The organism is Lysinibacillus sp. NPDC097287, from assembly GCF_044761695.1.
In the GTDB taxonomy this organism is placed as follows: Bacteria; Bacillota; Bacilli; order Bacillales_A; family Planococcaceae; genus Lysinibacillus.
Map to the genome: position 1 here is coordinate 89,608 of NZ_JBIWCX010000016.1, position 6,376 is coordinate 95,983.

A 6,376-nucleotide genomic window follows, 5' to 3' on the forward strand; every position below is an offset into this window, starting at 1 on the left:
GGGTTACTATGCTATGTAGTAACCCTTTCATTTTATAATGAAAAAATGGAAATCAACAGTAATATAACTAATGGTAAGAAAATCACAATATAGCCACGCGGATTGGCAAAATTCATCGTCCAACCCACACCAAATCTCTTTTCTACAAAGATGGACGGGTCCTCGCGATTTATATAGATTAACCCACCAATCCAATAACGATCTTCATCGACATCGGTCACCTTAGATTCCACACTATCTGTATAATCAAGTCGCCACTCACGCATTTTCCACATAAAAACAAGCGTCCCGCCAAGTACTAACACCAAAAAGGCAATAAACAGTGGTAGTAGTTTCTTCCCTTCAGCCATCGCCGGATAAATATTGCTTAGCTGTAGTACCGACAATAACCCAGTTAGACTATAGCTTAGTAACAGCACACTCCAACTAGCAAATTTACGTGTTTTCAGCTGACTTTCTAAGGACTCTTCTTTATGATTGACAGACAATTTAATGGCTGAACGTTTTATTGAATCTACAATTCCCCACATCATACATTGAATCATCAGCATTACTGCAAGCAGTGCAATTGATGTGAAATATGTTTTTTCTACCCAATCATCCGCAGCCCCACTTGGCCCCCAGTGTACTGCAATATTTTCTGGCATACGTTCATAATTCAACAAGGTAAAGACTATTAGAAATGCTGTTACACCCATTGGTGCTATAAAAAACGGCCAAGGCAACATTTCATCACGATTACGTGCTGTTAAATCTACTGCACGCACTTGCTTTAAATTCATGCCCCACTGTTCACTTTTTTTCAGCTTCATAACCTTTTGATGATTCACCCAATACATGGCCATACTTACCGCAAGAATAGCAAATAAAAAGGAAATTAGTAAAATCCCTTGTGCCTGTTCCGAAAATTCCATTGTCCAACTCGCAACAAGCATGATGATGATTAACATAAAACCAATGCTTCCTACTGTTTGAGTATAATACCTTTTCACCCTCTTAAGCTCAGGATGCTTCACATTTTGTTCAGGTACAGTCACACCAAAAACAATCGTCTCGCGCACTAAATACGGTATAGAAACTTGTAGAGCCAATATAAAGATGTACATAACAGTAAAAATCCCTAGTAGCATCGTTCTTTACATCCCTTCAGCTAGCACCTGTAAATCAGCAAAAACCTTTTTCATCATGTGCTCAATTTGATCTGCTGTTGCGCCGAGCACCATTCCTTCTGCAACAACAGGCTTTAAATTTTTTTCAATTTGCTTCAACTGTTCAGGTGTTAGTGCACGTTCCTCCGCCGAGCGAATAATCGCGCCGGACTTGGCACGAATCGTTAAAATACCTTTTGCTTCAAGCTCATGATAACTTTTATTCACCGTATGCATGTTGACGCCTAGATCTGCTGCCAAACTACGCACAGATGGTAGCATATCACCTGGCTTCATCTCACCTCTTGCAATACCTTCAATAATTTGTCTCGTTACCTGCTCATAAATCGGTACATCCGATTGCGGCTCTATTTGAATCAACATCTTTATCAGCTCCACATTTGTTATATATTGAGTATAACAAAAAAACAGGATGAATGCATATTAAAAAACGAGCCGCCTAATGACGAATCGTATCTTGCCTATTAAACTAAAATTGCTAACTCCACTGGACCAATAACAGCTACTGCAGTAATAATTAAGTACCATACGTAATGCACATCCGTACGCAATAAGACGCGCTTCACTATTCCCACTTTCTTATGTAATACTTTTCTATCCATTTATGTATTTCTAAATACTTCTTACAAAATATAAAAGATGCCCTGCAAGCTCCCCATCTGAGCTCACAAGACATCTTTCACCCCTTTAATATCTCTTACTTATGCTATATAAGTAGACCCCTTTTTAAAACTGCGCTCATTTCTTTCAGTAAGGAACGGGGGAACAGACCCCGCTCGTTACATTGGTGGAATAAGGTGGACTGCATTCGAGGTCAGTCCACTGTAATCATGGAAAGTTAGACATGTAAATTAGTAGATTTTAAACAATTAGTTTAATCTTTCATAGCCTGGAAGTGTTAAGAATTCCACGAACTCATCTTGCGAAATTAAAGATTTAAACAGTTCAGCAGCTTCATCGTAGCGACCACCATTATAAGCTTGTTCCCCAACAGCCTCTTTAATTTTCACAAGTTCTTCTTCCAAGATTTCTAGCACGAATGCTAGTGTGATACCACGGCCATCATCTAAAATGCCTTTTGGATGACGAATCCATTGCCATACTTGTGTACGAGAGATTTCTGCCGTAGCAGCATCCTCCATCAAGTTATGAATCGGAGCAGCCCCATTGCCTCGTAACCAAGAAGCAATATACTGAACTCCAACACTACAGTTTAAGCGTAAACCTTCAAGCGTGATTGTGCCTTCTGGTACAGCAACTAAGTCTGCCGCAGAAACATTTACATCTTCACGCTTTTTATCGATTTGGTTTGGTGTTTTCATAATCGCATCAAACTGCTCCATAGCTGTTGCAACCATGCCTGGATGTGCTACCCAAGTACCATCATGACCATCTGTTGCCTCACGACGCTTATCTTCAGCAACTTTCGCAAATGCTACAGCATTCGCTTCGTCATCACCTTTAACCGGAATTTGCGCTGCCATACCACCCATCGCAGGTGCATTGCGTTTGTGGCATGTTTGAATACATAAAGACGTATAGGCACGCATAAATGGTACAGTCATCGTTACTTGACCACGGTCAGGTAAGATTACGTCTGGTTGATTGCGTAGACGCTTGATATAGCTGAAAATATAATCCCAACGTCCGCAGTTCAGACCAGCCGAATGCTCGCGTAGTTCATATAAAATTTCATCCATTTCAAATGCTGCTAAAATCGTTTCGATTAAAACTGTCGCCTTAATCGTACCTTGTGGAATACCAATATAATCTTGTGCAAAGATAAACACATCATTCCACAGACGTGCCTCTAAATGACTTTCAAGCTTCGGTAAGTAGAAGTATGGACCCGTACCTTTTGCTAATGCATTTTTCGCATTATGGAAAAGGTAAAGACCAAAGTCAAAGAAGCTACCAGAAATCGGCTCTCCGTTTACAAGTACATGTTTCTCAAGTAAATGTAAACCACGTGGACGTACTAAAAGCACAGCCGTTTCTTCGTTTAATGCATACGTTTTGCCATTCGACTCTTGCGTAAATTCAATCGTCTTATTAATAGCATCACGCATATTAATTTGACCGCTGATCATGTTCTCCCAAGTCGGAGCAGATGCATCCTCAAAGCAAGCCATGAACATTTTCGCACCCGAGTTCAATGCGTTAATGACCATTTTGCGGTCAACCGGTCCTGTAATTTCTACACGACGGTCTTGTAAATCTGCAGGAAGTGGCGCAATTGTCCAATCTCCCTCACGAATATCTTTTGTTTCTGATAAGAAGTCTAGTTTCTCACCTTCATCAAGACGTTTTTGACGTACTTGACGAGCTTCTAAAAGTTCTCTGCGGCGCGCATCAAACTTTTCATGCAGGGCAAGAACAAACTCAAGGGCTTCCGCTGTTAATACTTCTTTTGTTTGCTCGTTTTGTTCACCAACAATTTTAAGTTTACCTGTTGTTGCTTGTTCCATAAGTATAATCCCCCACCCTATGTGATTTTAAGTGCAGTCATCCCCCGCTTAGGAGGGGCGGAGGAGACTGATCTATGATTATGAATTTAGGAAGTGACGTACTAACTAATTAAAGACTTATACGAATTGTTCTGTTTCAGTAGAACCAGCCATTGCTGTTGTAGAAGATGTACCACCAGAGATAATTTGTGATACGTCATCGAAGTAACCAGTACCAACTTCGCGTTGGTGACGAGTAGCTGTGTAGCCTTTTGATTCTGAAGCAAATTCAGCTTGTTGTAATTTAGAGTATGCAGCCATACCGTTATCTTTGTAGTCATGCGCAAGCTCGAACATAGCGTGGTTTAATGCATGGAATCCAGCTAATGTTACGAATTGGAACTTGTATCCTAACTTACCAAGTTCACGTTGGTACTCAGCGATTTCATTTTCTGAAAGGTTAGCTTTCCAGTTGAATGAAGGTGAGCAGTTGTAAGCAAGCATTTTTCCTGGGAATTCAGCGTGAATTGCAGCTGCGAATTGACGAGCTTCCTCAAGTGATGGCTTAGAAGTTTCACACCAGATTAAATCCGCGTATGGAGCGTATGCTAGACCGCGAGCGATTGCTTGCTCAATACCTGGTTTAGTGCGGTAGAAACCTTCAGGCGTACGTTCACCAGTGATGAAATCAGCATCACGTGGGTCGATATCAGATGTTACCATATCAGCAGCATCAGCGTCTGTACGTGCAATTAATACTGTATCAACGCCCATTACGTCTGTTGCAAGACGAGCAGCGATTAAGTTACGAACAGCGTTTTGAGTTGGTAGTAATACTTTACCACCTAAGTGACCACATTTTTTCTCAGAAGCTAATTGGTCTTCTAAGTGAACACCAGCAGCTCCAGCTTCAATCATACCTTTAACAAGTTCGAATACGTTAAGTGGACCACCGAAACCAGCTTCAGCATCCGCTACGATTGGCGCGAACCAGTCAAAGTTATCATCACGACCTTCAGTGTGATCGATTTGGTCTGCACGTTGTAACGCTTGGTTAATGCGTTTAACTACAGCTGGTACAGAGTTTGCTGGGTATAATGATTGGTCAGGGTACATTTGACCAGAAAGGTTTGCATCAGCAGCTACTTGCCATCCTGATAGGTAGATTGCTTGTAATCCAGCTTTTACTTGTTGAACCGCTTGGTTACCAGTTAAAGCACCTAGTGCATTGATGAAATCTTCAGTGTGTAAAGAATTCCAAAGTCGAGTTGCACCTTTAGTTGCTAAAGTTTGTTCAATTACTACAGAACCTTGTAATTTAACTACCTCTTCTGCAGTATAAGCGCGTTCAATACCCGCCCAGCGTGGGTTTTCAGCCCATTGTTTTTCTAAAGCTTGAATCTTTTCTTGACGTGTTGACATTTAAATTTCCACCTTCCCAATTGTGTTAAATATACTCTGTTAAAAAACTTTTCTAAGCCGCTGTTCCATAACAGGTTTATTTGTTGTAAATTAATATATAACAGATATTCTAAATTTTCATTATTTTTAGATAAAACACTGGAAAATAATGACGAAATAAGAATAGACAGGATGAATAATGGTAATACATTCAATTTTAAGGGGAGTTGGATTATGGAAACCAATAATAAAGATTTAGAAAAAGAAGCACTGTTACAGTACAAAATTATTTTAGAAGATTGGATTCCAGCAACAGCATCAATAGCCATTGCCATTAAAGATGCGTACATTTTCTTTTCTTCAGGTCATCATCAGATAAAGCTTGCTGTGGGGGAAAGTGTAAAGGAGAATAGTATTGCGCAAAAGGTTTTAACAACACGTAGTAAGACAGATGCCATTATGGATAACTCACTATTTGATGCACCTTACTATGGCATAGGCTATCCTATTGAAATTGCTAAGCAGCCTGCTGCCTTAGTTGTAGTACTTCCACCAAATTTTATTAAACCGAAACAAGAGCCTTATCAATTTCTAACGGGCAAACAAAACGAAGACTGGACGCCGGTTCCTGTCAATGACATATCTTATATAGAGAGTCTTCAAAAACGTACGTGGTTTTATGTAAATGGTGAACAATATAAAACAACAATTACATTAAAGGAACTACAAACACGATTACCAAACATCTATGTTCGTATTCATCGATCCTACATTATTAACATTCACTTCATAAAAAAAATAAAAAGGGACTTGTCTTCTAATTTCCTTGTCGTCCTAAAGAATGGGACAGAGCTGCCAATAAGCCAATCATATATTAACAATCTCCGAACTATATTGGAGTTTTAAAAATAATACTATTAAAGCAGGCCTTATATTTCTTTTGAAAAATACTAATACAACTAGCAAGACATATTAAATGAATATAGATCTGTATAGCAAATCGAAGTGTTTCTCCATCATTCAAGAATACATTCTGATAATTTTTCTTAATAAAAATGAGTGGAACGCAATTCTCCACTCATTTACCATCTTTCATTTTAAGGCTACTGGCAGATTATTTAAGTCTTCTACAAATTCTTTGGAAGAATAATATCTGAAATCTCTATATGCTAGCTTTAGAGCATTTTCAACGTATATTGAAATTCTTGAATCTCTACTTCACCTTTGTACTTATAATTTCTTCAATTATTAGTTTAAAACAATAAAAAAAACAGCCAACATATAGTTGACTGTTTTTCATGTGCCTAGCGACGTCCTACTCTCACAGGGGGAAGCCCCCAACTACCATCGGCGCTAAAG

Annotated in this window: 6 protein-coding genes; 1 reads left to right on the top strand and 5 read right to left on the bottom strand. The window is 39.3% G+C overall.

What is annotated here, in order from left to right; translation table 11 throughout:
• Positions 1–32 precede the first annotated feature (32 nt).
• The 5 genes from ACIQ2D_RS18595 to aceA form a co-directional block, all read right to left on the bottom strand.
• On the bottom strand, positions 33–1,130 hold the full coding sequence (locus ACIQ2D_RS18595; RefSeq protein ID WP_402866785.1) for a DUF1648 domain-containing protein: 1,098 nt from the start codon (positions 1,128–1,130) through the stop codon (positions 33–35).
• A 6-nt stretch (positions 1,131–1,136) separates the two neighbouring features.
• A complete protein-coding gene (locus ACIQ2D_RS18600) occupies positions 1,137–1,532 on the bottom strand; it encodes a GntR family transcriptional regulator (RefSeq protein WP_402866787.1) in 396 nt (131 codons plus the stop codon).
• A 101-nt stretch (positions 1,533–1,633) separates the two neighbouring features.
• Positions 1,634–1,771 carry a hypothetical protein gene (locus ACIQ2D_RS18605; protein WP_402866789.1) on the bottom strand — a complete coding sequence of 46 codons (138 nt, stop codon included), beginning with the start codon at positions 1,769–1,771 and terminating at the stop codon, positions 1,634–1,636.
• Between the two features lie 267 nt (positions 1,772–2,038).
• Positions 2,039–3,637, bottom strand: coding sequence for a malate synthase A (gene aceB / locus ACIQ2D_RS18610; protein ID WP_402866791.1), 1,599 nt, complete (start codon positions 3,635–3,637; stop codon positions 2,039–2,041).
• 117 nt (positions 3,638–3,754) lie between these two features.
• Entirely contained in the window at positions 3,755–5,038 is a 1,284-nt protein-coding gene (gene aceA, locus ACIQ2D_RS18615) for an isocitrate lyase (RefSeq protein ID WP_402866793.1), read from the bottom strand.
• Between the two features lie 213 nt (positions 5,039–5,251).
• Here aceA and ACIQ2D_RS18620 point away from each other — a divergent pair, with 213 nt between their 5' ends.
• Entirely contained in the window at positions 5,252–5,923 is a 672-nt protein-coding gene (locus ACIQ2D_RS18620) for a LytTR family DNA-binding domain-containing protein (protein ID WP_402866795.1), read from the top strand.
• Positions 5,924–6,376 lie beyond the last annotated feature (453 nt).

What these genes read in the sequence shown, in the direction of transcription:
- aceA (WP_402866793.1), bottom strand. Translation starts at nt 5,038, where the DNA reads ATGTCAACACGTCAAGAAAAGATTCAAGCTTTAGAAAAACAATGGGCT.
- ACIQ2D_RS18600 (WP_402866787.1), bottom strand. Translation starts at nt 1,532, where the DNA reads ATGTTGATTCAAATAGAGCCGCAATCGGATGTACCGATTTATGAGCAG.
- ACIQ2D_RS18605 (WP_402866789.1), bottom strand. Translation starts at nt 1,771, where the DNA reads ATGGATAGAAAAGTATTACATAAGAAAGTGGGAATAGTGAAGCGCGTC.
- ACIQ2D_RS18620 (WP_402866795.1), top strand. Translation starts at nt 5,252, where the DNA reads ATGGAAACCAATAATAAAGATTTAGAAAAAGAAGCACTGTTACAGTAC.
- ACIQ2D_RS18595 (WP_402866785.1), bottom strand. Translation starts at nt 1,130, where the DNA reads ATGCTACTAGGGATTTTTACTGTTATGTACATCTTTATATTGGCTCTA.
- aceB (WP_402866791.1), bottom strand. Translation starts at nt 3,637, where the DNA reads ATGGAACAAGCAACAACAGGTAAACTTAAAATTGTTGGTGAACAAAAC.